Origin of the sequence: Agrobacterium tumefaciens (assembly GCF_009649785.1) — a bacterium.
GTDB lineage: Bacteria > Pseudomonadota > Alphaproteobacteria > Rhizobiales > Rhizobiaceae > Agrobacterium > Agrobacterium tumefaciens.
Map to the genome: position 1 here is coordinate 93,722 of NZ_WJOK01000002.1, position 21,927 is coordinate 115,648.

21 protein-coding genes are annotated in these 21,927 nt (G+C 58.0%); 10 read left to right on the forward strand and 11 right to left on the reverse strand.

All coding sequences use genetic code 11. The features are described 5' to 3' along the window. Window positions 1–28 precede the first annotated feature (28 nt). From GH784_RS02325 to rirA, 6 genes are all read right to left on the reverse strand, one after another. On the reverse strand, window positions 29–769 hold the full coding sequence (locus tag GH784_RS02325; protein ID WP_003514520.1) for an ABC transporter permease: 741 nt from the start codon (window positions 767–769) through the stop codon (window positions 29–31). Then, window positions 766–1,704 (reverse strand): ABC transporter ATP-binding protein, encoded by a 939-nt coding sequence (locus tag GH784_RS02330; protein ID WP_003514521.1) that lies wholly within the window; start codon window positions 1,702–1,704, stop codon window positions 766–768. The genes GH784_RS02325 and GH784_RS02330 overlap by 4 nt, the downstream gene beginning before the upstream one ends. Further along, a complete protein-coding gene (locus tag GH784_RS02335) occupies window positions 1,701–2,867 on the reverse strand; it encodes an ABC transporter permease (protein ID WP_065703642.1) in 1,167 nt (388 codons plus the stop codon). The genes GH784_RS02330 and GH784_RS02335 overlap by 4 nt, the downstream gene beginning before the upstream one ends. Window positions 2,868–2,952: 85 nt before the next feature. Then, window positions 2,953–3,864 (reverse strand): glycine betaine ABC transporter substrate-binding protein OsmF, encoded by a 912-nt coding sequence (gene osmF, locus GH784_RS02340; protein WP_013635286.1) that lies wholly within the window; start codon window positions 3,862–3,864, stop codon window positions 2,953–2,955. A gap of 141 nt (window positions 3,865–4,005) precedes the next feature. After that, window positions 4,006–5,052, reverse strand: coding sequence for an AbrB family transcriptional regulator (locus GH784_RS02345; protein WP_065703644.1), 1,047 nt, complete (start codon window positions 5,050–5,052; stop codon window positions 4,006–4,008). A 170-nt stretch (window positions 5,053–5,222) separates the two neighbouring features. After that, window positions 5,223–5,693: an iron-responsive transcriptional regulator RirA gene (rirA, locus tag GH784_RS02350; protein WP_003514531.1), complete on the reverse strand. Its 471-nt coding sequence runs from the start codon at window positions 5,691–5,693 to the stop codon at window positions 5,223–5,225. A gap of 173 nt (window positions 5,694–5,866) precedes the next feature. On the opposite strand from rirA, the gene GH784_RS02355 reads away from it, so the two are divergent. Continuing rightward, window positions 5,867–6,916 carry a Fe(3+) ABC transporter substrate-binding protein gene (locus GH784_RS02355; protein WP_236768911.1) on the forward strand — a complete coding sequence of 350 codons (1,050 nt, stop codon included), beginning with the start codon at window positions 5,867–5,869 and terminating at the stop codon, window positions 6,914–6,916. Between the two features lie 78 nt (window positions 6,917–6,994). On the opposite strand, the gene GH784_RS02360 is transcribed toward GH784_RS02355, so the two are convergent. After that, a complete protein-coding gene (locus tag GH784_RS02360) occupies window positions 6,995–8,491 on the reverse strand; it encodes a CoA-acylating methylmalonate-semialdehyde dehydrogenase (protein ID WP_003514535.1) in 1,497 nt (498 codons plus the stop codon). A 175-nt stretch (window positions 8,492–8,666) separates the two neighbouring features. Here GH784_RS02360 and GH784_RS02365 point away from each other — a divergent pair, with 175 nt between their 5' ends. The 8 genes from GH784_RS02365 to pncB all read left to right on the forward strand — a co-directional run bounded on the left by GH784_RS02365 (window position 8,667) and on the right by pncB (window position 15,809). Continuing rightward, window positions 8,667–8,981: a putative quinol monooxygenase gene (locus GH784_RS02365; protein WP_065661492.1), complete on the forward strand. Its 315-nt coding sequence runs from the start codon at window positions 8,667–8,669 to the stop codon at window positions 8,979–8,981. Further along, entirely contained in the window at window positions 8,978–9,859 is an 882-nt protein-coding gene (locus GH784_RS02370; protein WP_003514539.1) for a LysR family transcriptional regulator, read from the forward strand. The genes GH784_RS02365 and GH784_RS02370 overlap by 4 nt, the downstream gene beginning before the upstream one ends. A gap of 116 nt (window positions 9,860–9,975) precedes the next feature. After that, entirely contained in the window at window positions 9,976–10,896 is a 921-nt protein-coding gene (locus GH784_RS02375) for a DMT family transporter (protein WP_003514540.1), read from the forward strand. Between the two features lie 307 nt (window positions 10,897–11,203). Beyond that, entirely contained in the window at window positions 11,204–12,310 is a 1,107-nt protein-coding gene (locus tag GH784_RS02380; protein ID WP_153793195.1) for a DUF475 domain-containing protein, read from the forward strand. Between the two features lie 368 nt (window positions 12,311–12,678). Beyond that, a complete protein-coding gene (locus GH784_RS02385) occupies window positions 12,679–13,023 on the forward strand; it encodes a MarR family winged helix-turn-helix transcriptional regulator (RefSeq protein WP_003514544.1) in 345 nt (114 codons plus the stop codon). Between the two features lie 17 nt (window positions 13,024–13,040). After that, window positions 13,041–13,892 carry a C40 family peptidase gene (locus GH784_RS02390; protein ID WP_065703646.1) on the forward strand — a complete coding sequence of 284 codons (852 nt, stop codon included), beginning with the start codon at window positions 13,041–13,043 and terminating at the stop codon, window positions 13,890–13,892. Window positions 13,893–13,986: 94 nt separating this feature from the next. Continuing rightward, window positions 13,987–14,346, forward strand: coding sequence for a hypothetical protein (locus GH784_RS02395; protein WP_065703647.1), 360 nt, complete (start codon window positions 13,987–13,989; stop codon window positions 14,344–14,346). Window positions 14,347–14,504: 158 nt separating this feature from the next. Then, the gene (gene pncB / locus GH784_RS02400) at window positions 14,505–15,809 is read left to right on the forward strand and encodes a nicotinate phosphoribosyltransferase (RefSeq protein ID WP_003514549.1); all 1,305 of its coding nucleotides are present in this window, start codon (window positions 14,505–14,507) and stop codon (window positions 15,807–15,809) included. A gap of 64 nt (window positions 15,810–15,873) precedes the next feature. Here pncB and GH784_RS02405 read toward each other — a convergent pair whose 3' ends face one another. Further along, window positions 15,874–17,268 (reverse strand): leucyl aminopeptidase, encoded by a 1,395-nt coding sequence (locus tag GH784_RS02405; RefSeq protein ID WP_013635292.1) that lies wholly within the window; start codon window positions 17,266–17,268, stop codon window positions 15,874–15,876. A gap of 142 nt (window positions 17,269–17,410) precedes the next feature. On the opposite strand from GH784_RS02405, the gene GH784_RS02410 reads away from it, so the two are divergent. Continuing rightward, window positions 17,411–18,235 (forward strand): tetratricopeptide repeat protein, encoded by an 825-nt coding sequence (locus GH784_RS02410; protein WP_065659772.1) that lies wholly within the window; start codon window positions 17,411–17,413, stop codon window positions 18,233–18,235. 99 nt (window positions 18,236–18,334) lie between these two features. Here the strand turns inward: GH784_RS02410 and GH784_RS02415 are convergent, their stop codons facing one another. From GH784_RS02415 to GH784_RS02425, 3 genes are all read right to left on the reverse strand, one after another. Beyond that, window positions 18,335–19,321: a type II secretion system F family protein gene (locus GH784_RS02415; protein WP_013635294.1), complete on the reverse strand. Its 987-nt coding sequence runs from the start codon at window positions 19,319–19,321 to the stop codon at window positions 18,335–18,337. A 10-nt stretch (window positions 19,322–19,331) separates the two neighbouring features. Beyond that, window positions 19,332–20,336, reverse strand: coding sequence for a type II secretion system F family protein (locus tag GH784_RS02420; protein ID WP_065703649.1), 1,005 nt, complete (start codon window positions 20,334–20,336; stop codon window positions 19,332–19,334). A gap of 118 nt (window positions 20,337–20,454) precedes the next feature. Further along, entirely contained in the window at window positions 20,455–21,927 is a 1,473-nt protein-coding gene (locus GH784_RS02425) for a CpaF family protein (protein ID WP_003514561.1), read from the reverse strand.

Below are 21,927 nucleotides of genomic sequence, written 5' to 3' on the forward strand. Positions count from 1 at the left end.
GAACATAAAAATGAGGAGCTTGCATTTGTCAGTGCCCGGTTTTGCGGGCCGCTGCCTTTTCGAGTGCAGAAAAGCTGGCGTGGATCAGGATTGCCAGCACAGCGACGATCAATCCGCCCTGAAGGATGAAGGCGAGATTGTTGGATTGCAGGCCGGCGATGATCACCTCTCCGAGCGTGCGGGCCGCGACCGTAGAACCGATGGTTGCTGTCGAAAGGCTGATCACCGCCGAAAGCCTGATGCCTGCGAGGATCGCCGGAAGGGCAAGTGGCAGCTCCACTTTAACAAGTCTTTGCCAGCCGGTCATGCCGGCGCCCTTTGCGGCATCCATTACAGTTGGCGGCAGCGTGGTCAGCCCTGTCAGCGTATTTTCGAAAACCGGTAGAAGCGCATAGAGAAACAGCGCAATGAGCGTCGGTTTCTCGCCAAAGCCGATCATCGGCACGGCAAGCGCCAGCACCGCCACCGGCGGAAAGGTCTGGCCGATATTGACGATGCTGCGCGATAGCGGCAGAAAATCCGCGCCGAAAGGGCGGGTGACGAGAACCGCAAGGGCTCCCGCCACCAGCGTGGCCAGCCCCGTTGCGATTGCGACAATGGTCAGATGCGACAGTGTCAGGGAAAGCAGATTGGCCTGCGTGTAGATCGCCGGCGCGTTGGTCTGCACAAGAGGGCGGAATATCGGTGCGAAAACCTGCGGCGCCGCGAGAAAGGCCATCAGCGCCAGCACCAGAAGCCCGGGGGCGAAAAACGAAGCGGCATTTTTCATGGGGTTCCGGCAGCCCGCTGGAGCAGAACATCGCGCCGCACGATACCTGCGGGTTTGCCATCGTCTTTCAGCACCGGCAAGGTATCGCAGCCCGCCCACAACATTGCAGACAGGGCGTCGCGCTGGCTGGTATGTTCATTCAATGGTTCGCCTTCAGCGCTTCCCGGCTCCACGACGTCTGCAACCGACAGGACGGATAACAGTTTCAGGGCGCGCTCGTTTTCGCCGATCATGGTGCGGACGAAATTCGTTGCCGGTTTCAGCACCAGCTCGGCCGGCGGGCAGTCCTGAACGATACGGCCCTTGTCCATGACGGCAATACGATCCGCCAGGTGAAAGGCCTCGTCCATATCATGCGTGACAAGAACGATGGTGACACCGAGCTTCTTCTGGATATCGAGAAGATCGTTCTGGGCCTTTGCGCGGATAACCGGGTCCAGTGCACCGAAAGGTTCGTCCATCAGAAGAATGTTCGGTTCTGCTGCAAGCGCGCGCGCCACGCCGACACGCTGTTGCTGGCCGCCTGAAAGCTCATGCGGAAAGCGGTTGGCATAAAGCGCCGGGTCCAGCTGGAAGAGCTGCATCAGCGCGTCTATTTTCGCATCGATTCGCTTGCGGTCCCAGCCGATGAGCTGCGGAACCGTCGCGATATTCTCCGCCACGGTGCGATGCGGAAACAACCCATGGCCCTGAATGGCATAGCCGATCTGACGGCGCAGCTTGTAGCCCGGCATGGTGCTCACATCGTCTCCGTCGATGCGGATAGTGCCGGAGGTCGGCTCCACCAGCCGGTTTATCATGCGCAGCAGCGTGGTTTTTCCCGACCCGGAAGTGCCGACGATGACGGTGACGGTGCGCGGCGCCACAGTCAGGGAGACCTGGTCGACCACGACCGTATCGCCATATCGTTTCGTGATGGTGTCGATCTCGATCATGCCTTTTGCCTTCCGCCTGCGCTGAAGAGATTGCTGTCGATAAGGGCGTCGAGCGTAATCGCGGCGGCGAAGCCGAGCAGAACGGTCGGCACGGTGCCGAGCAGTACGAGGTCCATCGCGGTCTGCCCTATGCCCTGAAACACGAAAACGCCAAATCCACCGCCGCCGATCAGCGCTGCGATGGTCGCAAGACCGATATTCTGCACCAGCACGATACGGATGCCGGTGAGGATGACGGGCATGGCGAGTGGAAACTCCACCCGCAGCAGCCTTTGCAGAGGCGTCATGCCAAGCCCGCGCGCGGCTTCCCGCACTGCCTGCGAAACGCCGGACAGGCCGACCACCGTATTGGAGACAACGGGCAGCAGCGAATAGAGAAATAGCGCCACGAAGGCCGGCGCCATGCCGATGCCGGCGATGCCGATCTTCGCCGCACCCGGCACATTGGCTGCCATCCATCCGAGTGGCGCGATCAAAAGGCCGAAAAGCGCGATGGAGGGAATGGTCTGGACGATATTGAGAGCGTTCAGTAGACCGGAGCGCAAACGCTCGACCTTGTAACAGAGAATGCCGAGCGGGATACCGGCGAGGGTGGCTGCAACCAGCGACCCGATGGCAAGTTCCACATGCCGCAGTGCTTCGGTCCAGAAGATATCTGCCCGGCCGGTATATTCCTTGATGATGGAGAGATCGTCCCAGAGGCCGCTTGTCAGTACCGCCGCAAGCGTCCCGGTTGCCACCAGCAACAGCAAAATCCGCAAAGTGGGTTTCGGCTGGAGACGTGCAATGCAATCGGCGGCAAGCAATGCAAGCCCTGCAAACATCAACCAGAAACCGCTGGCGGGCGAAACGCGGGCAAAACTGTTGCCCTCAGGTGTCAGCGCAGACGCCGCCTGCCCGACGAAGATCGCCAGTGCCGCGAGACCGACCAGCGCAGCGGCGAGTTTCAGGTGCGCCGGAAACCGGAAAAAGGCGATGAAGGCGGCGACAATAATGATGGCGACGAGGAGGGTAGCAGCAGCAACCGGAAGCGCTTCGAAGATCGTGCGCGTTTCACCCTGAATGATCCGGTTAGCTCGGAATGTCATGAAGGGGGCCGCTGCAAGCGCGTAGAGAAGCAGGCACGAAATCAGCACGCCTACCTTGTCAGGCCATTTCGTCAAATTCCGCTCCCCCGGGTCATAGGTTCGGACGGGATGGTGAACCTCACATCGTTTCCGATATCCCGCCCCAACGGTTCTCTGGAAATTACTTGAGGAAACCGTTCTTTGTCAGGAAGTCGGTCGCAACTGCCTTGGCCTGTTCGCCCCCCACCTGCACGCGGGCGTTCAGCTCCTGCAAGGTTGCCAGATCCAGCTTTTCGAAAACAGGTTTCAGCAATGTCTCGATATTGGGGTTCTTTTTCAGAACTTCCTCGCGAATGATCGGCGCGGGCTGGTAGACGGGCTGCACATGCTTGTCGTCCTCAAGCACGACAAGGCCGGACGGCGCTATGCCACCATCGGTGCCATAGACCATGGCAGCATTGGCATTGTTCGTCTGGTTTGCGGCGGCAGCGATAGTGGCAGCCGTGTCGCCACCGGAAAGCGTGATCAGCTGATCCGGCTTCATGGTGAAGCCGTAGGTGGTCTGAAATGCTGGCAGGGCGGCTGCGGAATTGACGAATTCCGAGGAGGCGGCAAGAACGACCTCACCGCCACCGGCAATGTATTTGCCGAAATCTGAAAGCGTCTTCAGATTGTTCTTGTCGGCAACATCCTTGCGCAGCGCGATCGCCCAGGTGTTGTTTGCGGGCGATGGTGTCAGCCAGACGATCTTGTTGGCGTCATAGTCGAGTGTCTTGGCTTCCTGGTAAGCCTTGGCGGCATCTTTCCAGAGCGGGTCGTCCGCCTTGGAGAAGAAGAAGGCGGCGTTGCCTGTGTATTCCGGATAAATGTCGATCTCGCCAGCAGTGATCGCTTTTCTGACGACCGGGGTAGCGCCGAGCTGGATGCGATCCGTCGTCTCGATATTGTTCTTGTTCAGCACGGCAAGGATGATGTTGCCGAGAACGCCACCCTCCGTGTCGATCTTAGACGACACCACCACCTGCGCCTGAGCGAAGGAAACAGAAAGGGCAAGCGCAAATCCGGCGCCTGTCAACATCATCAAGCGGTTCATGAATAGTCCTCCGGTGGGTCAGCCTGTCGAACACGCGAAAAATCGCCGCCGCAATTGCGGAGAAACATGAACGGCCAGAGGAACAAATGGTTGCAACGCCATTGGCGTTTTTTACCTGAATGGCGAGGGCGCTGGCCCGGCTTAGATTTCGCCGTCCCGCTTGCGTGCATCCTTGCCCATGACCAGCGGCATGAGAACCGACAGGAACAGGAGCCGTAAGACGTGATGTGACCCGACATAGGCGGTATCGGCATGCATCATCACGGCCATCGCCGCCATGGTTTCAAGCCCGCCCGGCGAATAGGCGATCATCACCGCATTGAGCGGAACGCCTGTAATGTTGGAAATCATCCAGGCGATACTTCCGGCGATCACCATCACGGCGATGGTGACGACGAAACCTGCCAGAAAGCCTTTTCGCACATCCATCAGCGACACATTCGAAAAGCGCGTGCCGATGAGACAGCCGATCAGCACATAGACCGGCAGGCTGAGCCAGCTCGGAACGCCGCCCTCGGTAAGGCTGGTAATATGGGTGCCGATGGAAACCGCGACGCCGCCCAGCAGCAGGGCTGCGGGAAATCTCCAGCGAAGGAACAGCCATCCCATCGCAAGCGACGCGCCAATGGTCAGGGCCAGTGTGAACAGGCCCATCGGTGGATTGGCGATGAGCGGTTCCGTGCTGACGAGATCGAAATATTCAACAATCAGCGGCACGGAAAGCGTCAGCGCCAGCACCCGCACGCTTTGCACGATGCTGACGGTCGCAAGGTCGCTTTTCGTCTCGGCGCCGAGGCTGATGATATAGCTGAGGTGCCCGGGCGAAGCGCCCAGCATTGCCGTCGTCCTGTCGTATCCGAAGCCGTAATGCAGGATCCAATAGGCGACATACAGCATGATGACGACTGCAACGAGCACGATGACGAAGCTCAGTGGCCATGTCTTCGCGGCATCGATCACCGACGGCGTTACGCTCGTTCCCATCGAAATGCCGACCACAACGAAACAGGCATTGCGGATGAAGGCGGGAATCCCAAGCTTCACGCCCGCCAGTCCCGTAATCGTCACGGCGAGCGCCGGACCGGACAGAAACGGCGCTGGAACGTTAAGGAGACTGGCAAGCAGCGCACCCATGCTGCCGACGAGCGCGGTAAGTGCAAATGTATGGAATTCAGGCTTGATGATCATTGCGACGCTGGCTGATTGCTTCAAAAAAGCTCGCGACCAAATGCGCCGCTTCGTCTCCTGGCGTCAACACGCTCGACCAAAAATATTGCATTTCCGAAGTATTCTATAAAAGAAAAGCCCGTGACCTGCGGACACGGGCTAGCGCAATTGTTGCTTGGGCAATGGGATGATCAGGCGGCCGGCAAGGCGGCGATCTTTGGCATTTCCGTGTCGATGCCGAGCAGGAAGTTGATCTGCGGCCGCGCCTTGACGAGATCGTCGATGGAATATTCCGCCAGCACATCGAAGAAGGCATTGAGCGCCTTGCGAAGCGCCGAGTTGAGGCCGCAGCTATCCACAAGCGGACATTCGACAGCACCGTCCTCGAAGCATTCCGCCATGGCAAAACTGTCTTCGGTCACCTTCACCACGTCAAACAGGCTGATTTTCTCAGCGGGTTTACCAAGACGCACGCCGCCGTTACGGCCGCGCACGGTTTCCACCAGACCGGCCTTGTTGAGCGGCTGCAGAATTTTGAAAAGGAACAGCTCAGATACGCCATAAGCCCTGGCGATCTCCGGAATGCGGCTCAACTTGCCTTCATTTGCGGCGCAATACATCAACATGCGAACGGCATAGTTGGTCTGTTTGGTCAAACGCATGCTGGTCTCCTAACTCTCAATGTGGAGTTATATAGTCTCTTTTTCAGTTTAGAACAATTCCAGAAACTGAAAAAACTGGCAGCCATCCGATATTTCTCGGACAGCCTTGTTGACCGCTTTGATGATTCATGAACAAACAAGTCAAGAATCTGAATGTAATGGAGGCATTCTTAATGGCAAGCTTGAAATCGTGTTTTTCCGCTGCCGTTTTTTCGGGTCTGACGATCCTCTGGGCCGCGCCCGCTGCTTTTGCGGGCGGCGAGGTGAACGTCTATTCCTACCGGCAGCCCGAGTTGATCCAGCCGCTGCTCGATGCCTTCACGAAAGAAACGGGCATAGAGGCCAACGTTCTCTTCCTCGACAAGGGTCTGGTGGAGCGCATTCAGGCAGAAGGCGTCAATTCGCCGGCCGACGTGCTGTTGACGGTCGATATCGCCCGGCTTGTCGAGGCGAAAGAAGGCGGCGTCACACAGCCGGTGCTGAACGATCCCGTCATTGAAAAGGATATCCCGGCCAATCTGCGCGATCCGCAAGGCGAGTGGTTCGGCCTGACGACGCGTGGCCGCGTGGTATATGCCTCAAAGGAGCGGGTCACCCAGAAAGACATCACCTATGAAGAGCTTGCCGATCCGAAATGGAAGGGCAAGATCTGCATTCGCGACGGCCAGCATTCCTACAATATCGCGCTGATCGCCTCGATGATCGCCCATCATGGTGTCGATTATACCCGGACATGGCTGACCGGCCTTAAGAACAATCTTGCCCGCAAGCCTGATGGAACAGACCGCAGCCAGGCCAAATCGATCTTTTCCGGCGAATGCGATATCGCGCTAGGCAATACCTATTATGTCGGCCTGATGCTGACCAACGACCGCGAGCCGGAGGAAAAGGTTTGGGCGGGATCGGTGCGGGTGATCTTTCCCAATGCGGGCGATCGCGGAACGCATGTGAATATTTCCGGCATGGCGCTGACGAAATACGCACCCAACAAGGACAATGCGCTGAAGCTGATGGAATTCCTGGCATCGCGCGAGGCGCAGGAAATCTATGCCAAGCAGGTCTTCGAATACCCGGTGCTGCCCGGCGCGGAGCCTTCCGATGTCGTGAAGGGCTTCGGCCCCATCAATCCGGACAAGCTGCCACTGACGGATATTGCCGCCCACCGCAAACAGGCATCCGAGCTGGTGGACGAAGTGGGTTTCAACGACGGCCCGACCAATTGACGTCGTTTACACGCCTGTGACCGGTTAGGATACCGGCGGGTCAATCGCCCGCCGGGTCATTGTTTAGAGACGCATTGCTTACTTCATCGTCGGCATGACGAATTCGGCACCCGATTTGATGCCGGACGGCCAACGCGAGGTGATCGTCTTGGTCTTCGTCCAGAACTTGATCGAATCTGTTCCGTGCTGGTTGAGATCGCCGAAGCTCGAGGCCTTCCAGCCGCCGAAGGAGTGGTAGGCGAGCGGAACAGGGATCGGAACGTTGATGCCGATCATGCCGATATTGATGCGGCTGGCGAAGTCACGCGCAGCGTCGCCGTCGCGGGTGTAGATCGCAACACCGTTGCCATATTCATGCTTCATCGGCAGTTCCAGCGCGTCTTCGTAGTTCTTGGCGCGAACGACGGAGAGAACCGGTCCGAAGATTTCCGTCTTGTAGATGTCCATGTCAGGGGTGACGTGGTCGAACAGGCAGCCACCGACGAAATAGCCGTCTTCATAACCCTGGAGCTTGAAGTCGCGGCCATCGACCAGCAGCTTTGCGCCCTGCTCGACACCGCTGTCGATCAGACCCTTGACGCGCGTTTGCGCTTCCTTGGTAACGAGCGGGCCCATATCGGCCTTGTCGTCGGTGTAGGGGCCGATCTTCAGTGCTTCGATCTGCGGGATGAGCTTTTCAACGAGACGGTTGGCCGTTTCTTCGCCAACCGGAACCGCAACCGACACGGCCATGCAGCGTTCGCCGGCCGAACCGTAACCGGCGCCCATCAGGGCGTTCACGGCCTGATCGAGATCGGCATCAGGCATGATGATCATGTGGTTCTTCGCGCCGCCGAAGCACTGTGCGCGCTTGCCGTTCATGGCGGCAGTACCGTAGACGTAGCGGGCAATCGGCGTGGAACCGACGAAGGAAACCGCGCCGATATCCGGATCGGTCAGGATGGCGTCGACAGCGCCCTTGTCACCATTGACGACGTTGAGGATGCCAGCCGGAAGACCTGCCTCGATCATCAGTTCGGCAAGGCGGATCGGCAGGGACGGATCGCGCTCGGAAGGCTTGAGGATAAAGGCGTTGCCGCAGGCGATTGCCGGCGCAAACATCCACATTGGGATCATGCCGGGGAAGTTGAACGGCGTGATGCCCGCACCGATGCCGACCGGCTGGCGGATCGAATACATGTCGATGGCGGGACCTGCGCCCTCGGTGAACTCACCCTTCTGCAGATGCGGAATGCCGCAGACGAATTCGCAGACTTCGAGGCCGCGCACGATATCGCCCTTGGAATCTTCGACGGTCTTTCCGTGCTCGCTGGAGAGCAGCACCGCCAGTTCATTCATGTCGCGGTTCAGAAGTTCGACGAACTTGAAGAAAACGCGGGCGCGGCGCTGCGGGTTGGTGGCGGCCCACTTCGGCTGTGCCGCTTTTGCGCTTTCCACGGCAGCGCGCAGCTCGGCGTCGCTGGCAAGCGCGACAGTCGCCTGCACTTCGCCGGTTGCCGGGTTGTAGACGTTAGATGTGCGGCCACTGGTGCCGGACACATGCTTGCCGTTGATGAAATGGCCGATTTCCCTCATGGGGCTTTCCTCCGCGATTTTTTGATGGGTGCAGCATTGCACTTGAATTTGTACAAATCAATGAACTCAGATAAGAAACCGTTGTGCGTAAATTGAAGCAAGGCGAGTATTTTGAGGGTGGCGGTGGATTTCCGACACCGACACGTTCGCCGGTCAACAGAAGGTCAGAAGCTTGATGAGCGATGAACCGGTCGTGCGGATGGCTGAAATCCAAATCGATCCAACCCAGCTGGATGCCTATCGCAGACTGCTTGCAGAAGAGATCGAAGCTTCGGTCAGCCTGGAAATTGGTGTGCTTGCATTAAATGCGGTGGCAATTAAAGGCAGTCCGGAAAAGATTCGCATCCTCGAAGTCTACGCGGACCGGGCGGCATATGAAGCGCATCTGCAAACGCCGCATTTTCTGAAATACAAAGAGGGTGTGGCAGGAATGGTGACGTCGCTGACCTTGCTTGATGTCGAACCCATAATGCTGCGCAGCAAACCATGAATTGGGATGACGTCCGCATCTTCCTCGCCGTTGCCCGCTCCGGGCAGATCCTTGCCGCATCGAAACGGCTCGGACTCAACCACGCAACGCTTTCGCGACGATTGACGTCGCTGGAGCAGGCACTGAAGACCCAATTATTTATCCGCCGGACGAACGGTTGCGAACTGACCGAAGAAGGTCAGCTGTTTTTGGGCGCCGCCGAGCGCATGGAAACCGAAATGCTGAATGCGCAGGCAAATCTCGGTCGTGTCGATACGGCAGTGGCGGGAACGGTGCGCATCGGCGCGCCCGATGGTCTCGGGGTTTCTTTTCTTGCGCCACGGCTTGGCCGGCTGACCGCGCGTTATCCCGACCTGAAAATCCAGCTCGTGCCGGTGCCGCGCTCCTTTTCCCTGTCGCAGCGAGAGGCCGATATCGCCATCACCATCGAGCGGCCGGAACAGGGTAGGCTGATGTTTTCCAAGCTCACCGACTATTCGCTGGGGCTTTACGCATCGAAGTCCTATCTCTCCGAATATGGAACGCCTGCGGATGTGGAAACACTCAAGCGCCATCGGCGCATCGGCTACGTCGAGGATCTGATCTTCTCGCCTTCTCTGAACTATACCGGCGAGATCATGCGCGACTGGGACGCCGCCTTTGAAATATCCAGCGCCACCGGTCAGACCGAGGCGGTGCGCTCGGGCGCCGGTATCGGCATCCTGCACAATTACATTGCCGGACAATATCCCGAACTTCTGCGGATCATGCCGCATATGAGCATAAGCCGGTCCTATTGGACGGCCTATCACGAATCCGCCCGTCAGTTGGTCCGCGTGCGCACGGTGGTCGATTTTCTCCAGGAACTCGTTGCCGAAGAGAAGCGCATGTTCGCGTGACATCGAAATTGCCGATTTATTAGTACTATTAATACGCGAGTCCTCCCGCTTCGGGCTTGACAAACGAGGGCTGGCTGAACGACCAATGCAGCCATTGGGAGAGAACGGAACCTGACATGCCGAATATATTACGAAAGCTTTCGCCGACTGGCCTCGGCGTGGCCGTCATGCTGCTTGGAATGCTGCTTTTCGCGTTGAACGACGCTATGGGAAAATGGCTGGTTTCGACCTACAGCCAGGGGCAGGTGATCCTCATCCGCAGCGTCGCTGCCCTTGTCATCCTGGTTCCGATCGTGTGGAAAGGCGGTCTTTCCGGCCTCATGAAAATCGAGCGACCGTCTCTTCAGGTGGCGCGCGTATTCTTCTCCACCGCCGAGCTTTTCTGTTTCTATTTCGCAGTCGCTGCCCTGCCGCTGGCAGACGTGATGACCTATTGGCTCGCCGCCCCCATTTATGTTGCGGCTCTATCGCCGTTTCTCCTGGGAGAAAAGGTCGGCTGGCGTCGCTGGACGGCCATCGCCATTGGTTTCGTCGGTGTTCTCATTGCCTTGCAGCCAAGCTCGGCAAGCCTCACCTCGGCCGCACTGTTTTCCATTCTCGGCAGCGCCGCCTTCGCCTTCATGATGTTGTCCGGACGCCAGCTACGCAACACGCCCGATACGGTGCTCGCTTTCTGGCAGATCATCGGTGCGGGGCTTGCGGGCCTCGTTGCGGTGTTCGTCACGCCGTCGGGCTGGTTGCCGGTCCAGTCCGGTTTCGATCTCGCTTTCCTCGGCCTGCTCGGCGTGGTCGCCATGGCAGCGCATGTGCTGGTCAACCGCGCTCTGAAGCTCGCGGACGCCGCGACCGTCGCGCCGCTGCAATACACATTGCTGCTCTGGGCGGTGGTCTTTGGTTGGCTGTTCTTTGGTGATGTGCCGCAGACCAGTATCGTCGTCGGTGCGGGCCTGATCGTTCTTTCCGGCCTTTATATTTTCTTCCGTGAAAATACGCTCAAACGCGGTCGCGAAAAGGTGGATATACTGGCTGCGGACTAGACATTTCCTCTGTTTACCCGTGATGGCGCCGCCGAAATCATCACGGGACTTGACGAAGAGGTGATCTTCGAGGAGTAAGAGAAGGTCCTGCGATCATATGTCTCGCAAGGGCAGAGGAAACAAAGGTGCCGGGCCCCTCTGGCGAGAGTTTTACGGCGCTCTCGTGATGTCGGTACCGCCTGCAAAAATTGGCCGGCGGATTAAAAACTATGAAAAACCTGAATGTGCTTCGCGCGCGTGCTTTCTGCGTGCGGCCCGACGTCCTGCGTCGTTCCGCAATCGCTCTCGTTACCGGAGGTAACCGGACATGAGCGCCGCCCAGAAAACCACACTTTCCTACTTCAAGTGGGCTTTTATCGTCACCATCGTCGGTCTGATCCTTGGCGGCTATCTCGGCTGGGAAATGACCGGAACTGTCAGTGGAACAGCGACGATCTTCTTCATTTGTGCGGTGCTTGCCGTGCTGGAAATTTCGCTTTCCTTCGACAACGCCATCGTCAACGCCAACAAGCTGAAAGAGATGACGCCAGTCTGGCAGCATCGCTTCCTGACCTGGGGTATTCTGATAGCCGTTTTCGGCATGCGTATCGTCTTCCCGCTGCTGATCGTGGTCGTTGCCGCCAATGTCGGCCCCTGGACGGCGCTCGTCATGGCGGCCACGCAGCCGGAACGTTATGCAGAAATCATGCGTGACGCCCATCTGCCGATCGCTGCTTTCGGCGGTACCTTCCTGATGATGGTCGGTCTCAACTTCTTCTTCGACCATGAGAAGGACGTGCACTGGGTGCGCTGGATCGAGGAAAAGGCTGCGGTCTATTCCTCCGTCAAGGGTATCGAGATCGCCTTCGTGCTGGTCGTCATGCTGGCCTTCTCTCGTATCATCGGCGCCAGCGACAATCCGGAGCTTGGTCCGGTTGCGGCCAACACCTTTTTCCATGCGGCAATCTGGGGTCTTTTGACCTTCCTGCTGGTGGAAGTCGTCGGCGGTATTCTCGATCGTAGCCAGGAAGTGCTCGAAGGCGCTGCAAAAGGCGGCTTCGGTGCGTTTCTCTATCTCGAGGTGCTCGATGCAAGCTTCTCCTTCGATGGCGTCATCGGTGCTTTTGCGCTGACGCAGAACCTGTTCATCATCGCCATCGGCCTCGGTATCGGCGCCATGTACGTGCGCTCGATGACGATCATGCTGGTGGAAAAGGGAACGCTCGCCGAATACCGCTATCTGGAACACGGCGCTTTCTACGCGATCCTCATCCTGTCCGTCATCATGTACGTGCAGACGATGTTCCACATTCCGGAGGTCATCACCGGCCTTGGTGGCGCGACCCTGATCGGCATTTCGCTCTGGTCGTCGATCCGACATAACCGGCGGCACAATGCAGATGCGACCGATGCCGCATGCGGTGCGGAAATCTGATCCATCCCGATCCCAGCCTTCCGCTGTTACGGCGGAAGGCAGTTTTTAAGCACTGAATTGCTGATTGCCTGTTTTTGTTGCTATTTCCGCCTTGCGGAAAATTTGAACATAACATCGAAGTTATACCCCAAGCACCTGTTTTTGCTCGTATTTGTGCGCTGCAGTAAAACTGGCACGCTTCCTGCATCTCATCTTGCAAGTCCAGAGGGGACATTAGAGGCCCGAAAAACGGGTTTAAACAACACCGCCGCGCCGCGCGATCTTTTATGATCTGCGAAGGCGCGGCGGTTCTGTTTGTGCGGTATGCTTCTTGAGTTTTCCGCTCCGTTGAATGAAAACGGTGGGATAACGACTGGAAGGTTACCGGTTTGCCTGCAGAACTTTCGCCTACGGAGGCCTTGGGGCTTTGGCATCGCGTATCTGCTGCGCAGGTCACGGCCGATGCGCCGGATTTGACCTTGCGCCAGACTACAATCCTGCTGCAGATATACCTCGTGCCGCCGCCACATACAGTCCGGGGCCTCGCCGCCTTGCTGGGCGTGACCAAACCGGTCATCACCCGCGCACTCGACAGTCTGGGAGCGCTCGGGCTGGTTGACAGGGTGCGGGACGAACGGGACAAGCGCAATGTCGTGATAAAACGCACCGTGGCAGGTGCGCTCTATCTGGAAAAATTCGGCGATCTGATTATTGATCAGGCACGCAAGATCTAACCTCTGGATGTGAAACCATGATGCTCGACCGCCGCCTGAATGTCTTCCGCTCCGATCTGGCCGATGAGAAACTGCAAGGCGTGGTTCAGGCCGAGCGTTTCGTCAGCGGTTCGCCCGCCCAGATCGCGGTGCCGGTTATTGGCCTGCGGCCAACGCCTGACCTTGCCGCCGGCATCGATACGGAGCTGCTGTTTGGTGAAACCGTGCGCATTTTCGACCGGGCGAATGGCTTCGCCTGGGTGCAGGCGGATGCGGATGGTTATGCCGGTTACGTGCCGGAGACGGCAATCGGCGATGTCGTTGCCGTTACCCACCAGGTGGTTGCGCCACGCACTTTCCTCTATCCTTCCGCCGAATTGCGCAAACCGCCGGTCGCAGCCATTTCCATGGGCAGCATGGTCCGGATCGTTGGTGAGGCCGAGACACGCGGCACCCGCTATCTGCTGACCGAAAAAGGCGAAGGCATTATCGCCGCCCATTGCCGACCAGCCGATGCCGCTCTTGAAGAGGACTATGTTGCGGTGGCCTTGCGCTTTATCGAGACACCTTATCTCTGGGGCGGCCGCTCCGGCTTTGGCATCGATTGCTCGGGCCTCGTGCAATTGTCCATGGCGATGACGGGCCGACGGGTTCTGCGCGATACCGACATGCAGGTGAAATCGCTCGGCGTGGAAATAGAACGCGATGAATTGCGCCGCGGCGATCTGGTTTTCTGGAAGGGCCATGTCGGGCTCATGGAAAACGAAGAGACGCTGCTGCATGCCAATGGCCACACGATGAATGTTGCACGCGAAAATCTCAATGAGGCCATCGAGCGCATCGGCTGGCTTTACGAAAAGCCGACGGCTTTCCGGCGTTTGGAAGGCTGAGGCGGCGGCTTCACGAAATTGTGCCTGCCTCGCCCTTTGTGCGACCACAGCCGAAAGCCTACATCGGTTGAATGATGGTACGGGACCGGCATCGATGAACACAAAAATGGCAACACGATTGGCAACGATGCTGGCAGCGCTTTTAATGAGCGCTTCCGCGCAGGCGCAGACCGTTTTTCAGAATGGTTTTGCTCCGGCTCCAGATGCCTATGCGAACCTGCCGGGTGTCAAGGACCCGCGAACGCTACAGCCCAAGGTGCGTTACAATTGCCATAGCGAACTTGGTGTAACTGGATATGCCCGCGGCCCATACCGGGATGTTTTCGGTAGTCGCGGTCTGCCGGTTCAGGGCTATCGCTGCACCGATGAGAACGGCATCTCCAGCTTCGGTGGCAGAAATCCCATCTCCAAGGACTGGTATCCCGGCATCAATCCAGTCGACCCGACCTTCTGAAGTAATATGACTTAAAGCGGCGTTTGCGCCGCCCGCACTCTGGACTTGTTGTTGCTTTTTCAGATAAATCTTTGACATGACAGGTTGATAATACCTGCCGAGGTGCGGGGTGACGTCGGCCCTGCCGATGTTCTGGGCCGATGCTGGGGAATGCAAGCATGACGAAGACCGATATAGCAACCCGTGTCCACAATCACACCTGGAAACTCGATCCGATCGTCCGCAGCCTGATCGATACGGATTTCTACAAGCTGCTGATGTTGCAGATGATCTGGAAACTCTATCCGGAAGTCGACGCGACGTTTTCGCTCATCAACCGCACGAAGACGGTGCGGCTGGCGGAAGAGATCGACGAGATGGAACTGCGCGAGCAGCTCGATCACGCGCGTACCCTGCGCCTCTCCAAGAAGGAAAACATCTGGCTTGCGGGTAACACCTTCTACGGCCGCTCGCAAATCTTCGAGCCTGAATTCCTCTCCTGGCTTTCGAGCTACCAACTGCCCGAATACGAGCTTTTCAAGCGCGACGGGCAATATGAGCTGAATTTCCACGGCCGCTGGATGGATACGACACTCTGGGAAATCCCGGCACTGGCGATCATCAATGAGCTACGCTCGCGCAGCGCAATGCGCTCGCTTGGTTATTTCACGCTGGATGTTCTCTACGCCCGCGCAAAGGCCAAGATGTGGGAAAAGGTCGAACGGTTGCGGGAACTGCCGGGCCTGCGAATTTCCGATTTCGGCACCCGTCGCCGCCACAGTTTTCTGTGGCAGCGCTGGTGCGTCGAGGCGCTGAAGGAAGGCATCGGCCCTGCCTTCACCGGCACGAGCAACGTCCTTCTCGCCATGGATTCAGACCTTGAGGCGGTCGGCACCAACGCGCATGAATTGCCGATGGTGGTTGCGGCGCTGGCGCAAACCAACGAGGAACTGGCCGCAGCACCCTATCAGGTTCTGAAGGACTGGAACCGGCTTTACGGCGGCAACCTGCTGATCGTGCTGCCCGATGCTTTTGGCACGGCGGCCTTTCTGCGCAACGCGCCGGAATGGGTGGCGGACTGGACGGGCTTCCGTCCCGACAGCGCGCCGCCGATCGAAGGCGGGGAAAAGATCATCGAGTGGTGGCAGAAGATGGGCCGTGACCCCCGCAAGAAGATGCTGATTTTCTCAGATGGTCTCGATGTCGATGCCATCGTCGATACATACAGGCATTTCGAAGGCCGGGTGCGCATGAGCTTCGGCTGGGGCACCAATCTGACCAATGATTTCGCCGGTTGCGCGCCGAAGACCATCGCCAGTTTGAAGCCGATTTCCATTGTCTGCAAGGTCAGCGACGCCAATGGTCGGCCAGCCGTGAAACTCTCCGATAATCCGCAAAAAGCGACAGGCGAACGATCCGAGGTGGAGCGTTATCTGAAGTTCTTTGGTGAGGAAGATCTCAAGGAACAGAAGGTTCTGGTTTGATTAAGGCCGGGCGCTCCGCTTAACGAAGCGCCCGTGGGCAAGTCAGATCAACCGTGGTACCGATTTACTTCGCAAACTGGTGTGTGATGTAATGGAAGAGTGCTCTGATACCTTGAGCCTCGCCGCCGATCGATGAATGGTGCCTTTCGCTCAAGGACCAGCCGTAAATATCGAAATGTGCCCATTTTTTCGTATTGGTGACGAAACGCTTCAGGAACAGGGCGGCGGTGATCGATCCTGCCATGCCGCCTGATGGCGCGTTGGTGATATCGGCCGCGCGTGAGCGGATATCCTTGTCGTACCCCATGTAGAGCGGCATGCGCCACAGGGGATCGTCGGTATCGATGCTGGCTTCCGCGATATCGTGGGCCAGATCGTCGTCATCGGTATAGAAGGGCGGCAGATCCGGGCCGAGAGCAACGCGGGCGGCACCCGTGAGCGTTGCCATGTCAATCATCAGGTCCGGCGCATCCTCGTCTGCATAGGCCAGCGCATCGGCTAGAACGAGACGGCCTTCCGCATCCGTATTGTCGATCTGTACCGTCAGGCCCTTGCGGCTCCTGTAGATGTCACCGGGACGGAAGGCGTTGGCGGAAATGGAGTTTTCGACGGCGGGCACGAGGACGCGAAGATTGACCGGCAGTTTCGCGTCCATGATCATCAGCGCGAGACCGAGAACATTGGCCGCACCACCCATGTCCTTCTTCATCAGCGCCATGGAGGCGGCTGGCTTGATATCGAGACCACCAGTATCGAAGCAGACACCCTTGCCAACGAGGGTCAGGCGGGGATTTCCCTTCTTGCCCCAGTTCATTTCCAGAAGGCGCGGTGCGCTTTCGCTGGCGCGGCCGACGGCATGGATGAGCGGGAAGTTTTCCTTCAGCAGATCGTCGCCGGTTATGACGCCCACCTTTGCCTTGTAGTGTGCGGCAAGGCTGCGGAAGGCGATCTCAAGCTCGTCCGGTCCCATATCGTTGGCCGGAACATTGATGAGATCGCGGGCGAGGAAGACGCCGGCCAGAACGCGCTTGATCTCGCCATCTTCGGCATCCTGCGGAATGAGAAGCTTGGCCCCGCTGGTTTTGGTTGTCTTGTATTTGTCGAAGCGGTAGCTGCCGAGGCCGAAACCGAGAGCCAGCCGATTGGCCGTCAATGGCGCGGTTTCAATATGCCACTCGCCTTCGGGCAGCTCGCGGGCCAGTTTTCCGGTTATGAACGGGATTTCTGAGGGATTGCCTCCAAGGCCGAGAAGAACGCCACCCAGCGAACCATCGGAAGAGGGAACAAGCAATACGGCGCCTGCTTCGGCCTTGAAACCCGCTTTTTTCGCCCAGTCCAGAGCAACAGGATCTATGGCACCCTGTTCGATATGGGCTGGCGTCACGGCGAAAACCGGCAGGGTGCTGCCAGCCTTGGAGCTGAAAGGTGTCGGGCGTTCGATGAACTGATAGGGCGCCATGGTCTGCTTTCGTAACTGTCGAGAATCGGTGCGATTAACGCTCTGTTAGGGTTAACAGATTATTGCTTAAGCGAAAGTTGCGTCATGTGAGTCTGTCGTATGTCGGGCGCAAGATCGATAATTCTTGGGCGGGAGCACTGCCATGACTGCTTTTTCTTTGAGCGAGACAGGTCGGACAGGCTTACTGCGGGGAGCATGTCTCGCAGCGCTGGTTTTCGCCGTTTCCGGATGCGCGAGCACCAACAAGCCGGATCGCATGTCCACCGGCTCCATTCCTGCGGCAACACGCTCCTATGACCACATGAACATGGACCAGCTCCGGCAGGCGGAAGAGACGGCCGGCAAGGCCTATGAACGCAGCCCCAAGGACAGGTCCGTCGGCATGAATTATGCCAACGTGCTGATGATGACCGGCAAGAACACGCAGGCGCTCGCGGTCATGCAGCAGATCGCCATCGCCAATCCGGCCGACCGCGAGGTGCTTGCCGCCTATGGCAAGGCGCAGGCAGCATCAGGCCAGCTCGAACAGGCCCTTTCAACCATCCAGAGAGCACAGACGCCTGATCGTCCAGACTGGCGGCTGTATTCTGCCGAAGGTGCCGTGCTCGACCAGCTTGGCAGGTCGAACGAGGCCCGCACAAAATACCGACAGGCACTCGATCTCAAACCGAACGATCCAAGTGTGCTCTCGAACCTTGGCATGTCCTATGTCCTGTCGAGCGATCCCCGTACCGCCGAGACGTATCTGCAATCGGCCATCGCCCAGCCGGGCGCCGACAGCCGCGTTCGCCAGAACCTCGCGCTCGTGGTGGGTCTTCAGGGACGGTTTGCCGAGGCTGAGCGCATCGCGGTTCAGGAACTTTCGCCACAGCAGGCACAGGCAAATCTCGGTTATCTGCGTGCAATGCTGTCGCAGCAGAATTCCTGGCAGCAACTGGCGAAGAAGGACAACAAGCCAGCAGGCTGATGCGGGTTCAGGCACGTCCATCAATACCAGATCGCAGATAATATTCACAGCTCCGTCTCATCACTCGCTACCGCCTACAGTGCGGTCGCGTTTAGCGTGTCAGAACGTATCGGCGACGCGAATGCCGGCTGGTCCGAGAATGACTGCGATGAGCACCGGCAGGAAAAATATGATCATCGGCACGGTCAGCTTTGGCGGCAGGGCGGCGGCCTTCTTTTCGGCTTCGTTCATCCGCTCGTCGCGGCCTTCCTGGGCCAGAACGCGCAACGCCTGAGCCAATGGCGTGCCGTATCGTTCCGCCTGGATAAGTGCTTGCACCACGCTTTTGACGCCGTCCAGCTGCGTGCGCATGCCAAAATTCTCAAGTGCGATGCGCCGGTCCTGAAGGAAGGAAAGCTCCGCTGTCGTCAGCATCATTTCCTCCGCCAGTTCGGGCGACTGCTCACCCATTTCTTCCGCAACACGACGCATGGCGGCCTCCATGGACACACCGGATTCGATGCAGATCAGCATCAGATCCAGCGCATCCGGCCAAGCGCGCCTGATCGAGGCCTGCCGCTTGTTCATGGCGTTGGAAACATAGATATTGGGTGCGTAAAAACCCAGATAACCGAAAATGAGCACTGCCATCAGCCGGACGACGAAAGCCTTATCGGCGAGGTTTCCGAGAACGAAAACCCAGGTAAAGGCCAGGGCCAGAAAAACGAATGGCAGCACGAACCGGGCGGCAAGAAATGTGTTGAGCGCATTCTGTGAACGAAAACCCGCAGCGCGCAGCTTGTTCATCGTGTTCTTGTCGGCAAGCGCTTCCTGAAGGTTGAATTTTTCGACGATGCGGCGCGCCGATTTATTATTATTGCCACGCAGGGAGGCCTTCCCGTCCCTGGTGGCGGCGGCGAGGCGCTCACGCTCGCGGCTGCGAATGAGATCGCGCTCCGATGACACGGCTTTCATGCGCTTGGCGAAGTCTTTTCGCTCGAAGAGCGGCATGATGAGCGTATAGAGGGTTGCGAAAACCGCAAGGGTGACGAGAATGGCAATGATCGTTTGCGGGTCCGTCAGGCTGGAAAAGAGGCTTCCTGTCATGGTCGTGCCCTCATATGTCGAAATTGATCATTTGGCGCATGATGAAAATCCCGATCAGCATCCATAATCCCGACACCCCCAGAATGATGTGCCCACGCATGTCGGTGAAGAGCACCGACAGATAGTCGGGCGAGGTGAAGTGCACCAGCAGCATGACGATGAAAGGCAGCGCGCCAATAATAACTGCAGAGGCCTTCGCCTCCATCGATAACGCGTTGACTTTGGCACGCATTTTCCTGCGTTCACGCAGAACTTTCGAAAGGTTGGAAAGAGCCTCCGAAAGATTGCCGCCCGCCTGCGCCTGAATGTTGATGACGGTGCTGAAGAAGCTCACTTCGAAAAGCGGCACAGTCAGCATCATGCGCTCGATCCCCTGCGGAATGCCGATGCCGACCTGCTGCGCATCGACGACGCGCTGGAACTCCGTCTTCACCGGTTCCTGTCCGTCCGACGCGATCAGTCGCACGGCGTCGTTGAGCGGCAATCCGGATTTGATCGACCGGCACATGACATCCAGCGCATTTGGGAATTCCTCGAGGAATTTTTTCTGCCGGCGCTTGAGTATAAATGCCAATACCCATCGCGGCAGTCCCAAGGCCACGACGGCTCCTATGAGCAGAGCGATAAGCATCGACAGGCCATAAAGAAGCGCAATGACGACGGAGAATGCAGCCGCGCCTGCGCTCAGAAGGTGGAACTGCCGGACAGAAAGTTGCAGTCCCGCCTGAACCAGCTTTTCGCGCAAACCGACATTCTTTGCTTTCTTTGCCTTTTCGCTTTGTTTCTTTTCCATTTCCCGCAGGCTGTCCTGCATGGACTTGCGGCGTTTGCCAAGTTCCTGGACCCGGTCCCGCGCGGCCTTGATGTTTGCGTGATCCGTTTCGGCGGCCTTGACCCGCTTGACGCGACTGGTGGTCTTTTTCTCGACCTCGATCTGCTGGAAGAGGAAGGCATAAGCAAGCGCCCCTGCCGAAATAGCGACAAGTGCGGCCAGTAACAGGATTGTGGGGTCCATGGCAGTCGCCTTCCTTAGAGCATTTCCAGTAAAATTGCGTAGTGGTTTTCCGTCCGGAAAATGCGTAGAAACAAAGAGTTAGAGCACGTCAGACGATTCCGTTTAAACAAGACTTGCTCTAGGATGTCTTTTCCATCTCGTCGAGCGCGGTGGCCAGGCGTTTTTCCTCGCCATAATAGCGCGCGCGATCCCAGAAATGGGGTTTGCTGATGCCCGTGGAGACGTGCTTGCCGATCAGCTTGCCATGCGCGTCTTCGCCGTCAATTTCGTATCGCATCAGATCCTGGGTCACGATGACGTCGCCTTCCATGCCGATCACTTCGGTGATCTGCGTTATGCGGCGTGAGCCGTCGCGAAGGCGCTGGGCCTGAATGACGATATCGATAGAGCCCGAGATGATTTCGCGTACCGTCTTTGCCGGCAGGGTAAACCCGCCCATGGCAATCATCGATTCGATACGGCTGAGGCATTCCCGCGGCGTATTGGCGTGGAGCGTTCCCATCGATCCGTCATGGCCGGTGTTCATCGCCTGAAGAAGGTCGAAAACCTCCGGTCCACGCACTTCGCCGACGATGATACGTTCAGGCCGCATACGAAGGCAGTTCTTGATCAGATCACGCATGGTGATCTCGCCTTCACCTTCGATATTCGGCGGGCGCGTTTCCAGCCTCACCACATGCGGTTGCTGCAGTTGCAGTTCGGCGGTGTCCTCACAGGTGATGACGCGTTCATCCTTGTCGATGAAGCTCGTCAGGCAATTGAGAAGCGTGGTCTTGCCCGAGCCGGTACCACCAGAGATGACGACATTGCAGCGGACGCGGCCGATGATCTTGAGCAGGGTCGCGCCTTCAGGCGTGATCGCGCCGAAACGCACCAGCTGGTCTAGCGTGAGCTTGTCCTTCTTGAATTTTCGGATCGTAAGCGCCGGACCATCGATGGCGAGCGGTGGTGCGATGACGTTGACACGCGATCCATCGGGTAAGCGGGCGTCGCATATCGGGCTCGATTCGTCCACGCGTCGGCCGACCTGGCTGACGATGCGCTGGCAGATGGAAAGCAATTGACCATTGTCACGGAACCGTATGTCGGATTCGATGGTCTTGCCGCCGACTTCGATGAAGGTCTGGCCGGAACCGTTGACCATGATATCGGCAATATCATCGCGTGCGAGAAGCGGCTCCAGAGGGCCATAACCAAGAACGTCGTTGCAAATGTCTTCGAGCAGCTCTTCCTGCTCGGCGATGGACATGGCGAAATTCTTGATCGTGATGATGTCGTTGACGATATCACGAATTTCCTCGCGTGCGCTCTCCGCGTCGAGCTTGGCGAGCTGCGAAAGGTCGATCGTATCGATGAGCGCGGAAAAGACCTGGCCCTTGGTATTGTAATAATCTTCCGTGCGGGCACGCTTTTTCTGCGGCGATTGCATGGGAGATTGTGCCTGCCGCGTTGCAGGCGATTGGCCGGGCTCCAAAGTGTCGATCGCCAGAGATCGCGGCTCAGGTGTTGCCTTCACCTGCTGTATGGCAGGCGCGACAAAATCCGGCTTTATGGTTCTGGCTGGGCCTTCTGGCCCGCGTTTTCCGAACAT

Coding starts and splice junctions, on each gene's coding strand:
- GH784_RS02325 (WP_003514520.1), bottom strand. CDS start 769: ATGAAAAATGCCGCTTCGTTTTTCGCCCCCGGGCTTCTGGTGCTGGCG.
- GH784_RS02330 (WP_003514521.1), bottom strand. CDS start 1,704: ATGATCGAGATCGACACCATCACGAAACGATATGGCGATACGGTCGTG.
- osmF (WP_013635286.1), bottom strand. CDS start 3,864: ATGAACCGCTTGATGATGTTGACAGGCGCCGGATTTGCGCTTGCCCTT.
- GH784_RS02345 (WP_065703644.1), bottom strand. CDS start 5,052: ATGATCATCAAGCCTGAATTCCATACATTTGCACTTACCGCGCTCGTC.
- rirA (WP_003514531.1), bottom strand. CDS start 5,693: ATGCGTTTGACCAAACAGACCAACTATGCCGTTCGCATGTTGATGTAT.
- GH784_RS02355 (WP_236768911.1), top strand. CDS start 5,867: ATGGCAAGCTTGAAATCGTGTTTTTCCGCTGCCGTTTTTTCGGGTCTG.
- GH784_RS02360 (WP_003514535.1), bottom strand. CDS start 8,491: ATGAGGGAAATCGGCCATTTCATCAACGGCAAGCATGTGTCCGGCACC.
- GH784_RS02365 (WP_065661492.1), top strand. CDS start 8,667: ATGAGCGATGAACCGGTCGTGCGGATGGCTGAAATCCAAATCGATCCA.
- GH784_RS02370 (WP_003514539.1), top strand. CDS start 8,978: ATGAATTGGGATGACGTCCGCATCTTCCTCGCCGTTGCCCGCTCCGGG.
- GH784_RS02375 (WP_003514540.1), top strand. CDS start 9,976: ATGCCGAATATATTACGAAAGCTTTCGCCGACTGGCCTCGGCGTGGCC.
- GH784_RS02380 (WP_153793195.1), top strand. CDS start 11,204: ATGAGCGCCGCCCAGAAAACCACACTTTCCTACTTCAAGTGGGCTTTT.
- GH784_RS02390 (WP_065703646.1), top strand. CDS start 13,041: ATGATGCTCGACCGCCGCCTGAATGTCTTCCGCTCCGATCTGGCCGAT.
- GH784_RS02395 (WP_065703647.1), top strand. CDS start 13,987: ATGAACACAAAAATGGCAACACGATTGGCAACGATGCTGGCAGCGCTT.
- pncB (WP_003514549.1), top strand. CDS start 14,505: ATGACGAAGACCGATATAGCAACCCGTGTCCACAATCACACCTGGAAA.
- GH784_RS02405 (WP_013635292.1), bottom strand. CDS start 17,268: ATGGCGCCCTATCAGTTCATCGAACGCCCGACACCTTTCAGCTCCAAG.
- GH784_RS02410 (WP_065659772.1), top strand. CDS start 17,411: ATGACTGCTTTTTCTTTGAGCGAGACAGGTCGGACAGGCTTACTGCGG.
- GH784_RS02415 (WP_013635294.1), bottom strand. CDS start 19,321: ATGACAGGAAGCCTCTTTTCCAGCCTGACGGACCCGCAAACGATCATT.
- GH784_RS02420 (WP_065703649.1), bottom strand. CDS start 20,336: ATGGACCCCACAATCCTGTTACTGGCCGCACTTGTCGCTATTTCGGCA.
- GH784_RS02425 (WP_003514561.1), bottom strand. CDS start 21,927: ATGTTCGGAAAACGCGGGCCAGAAGGCCCAGCCAGAACCATAAAGCCG.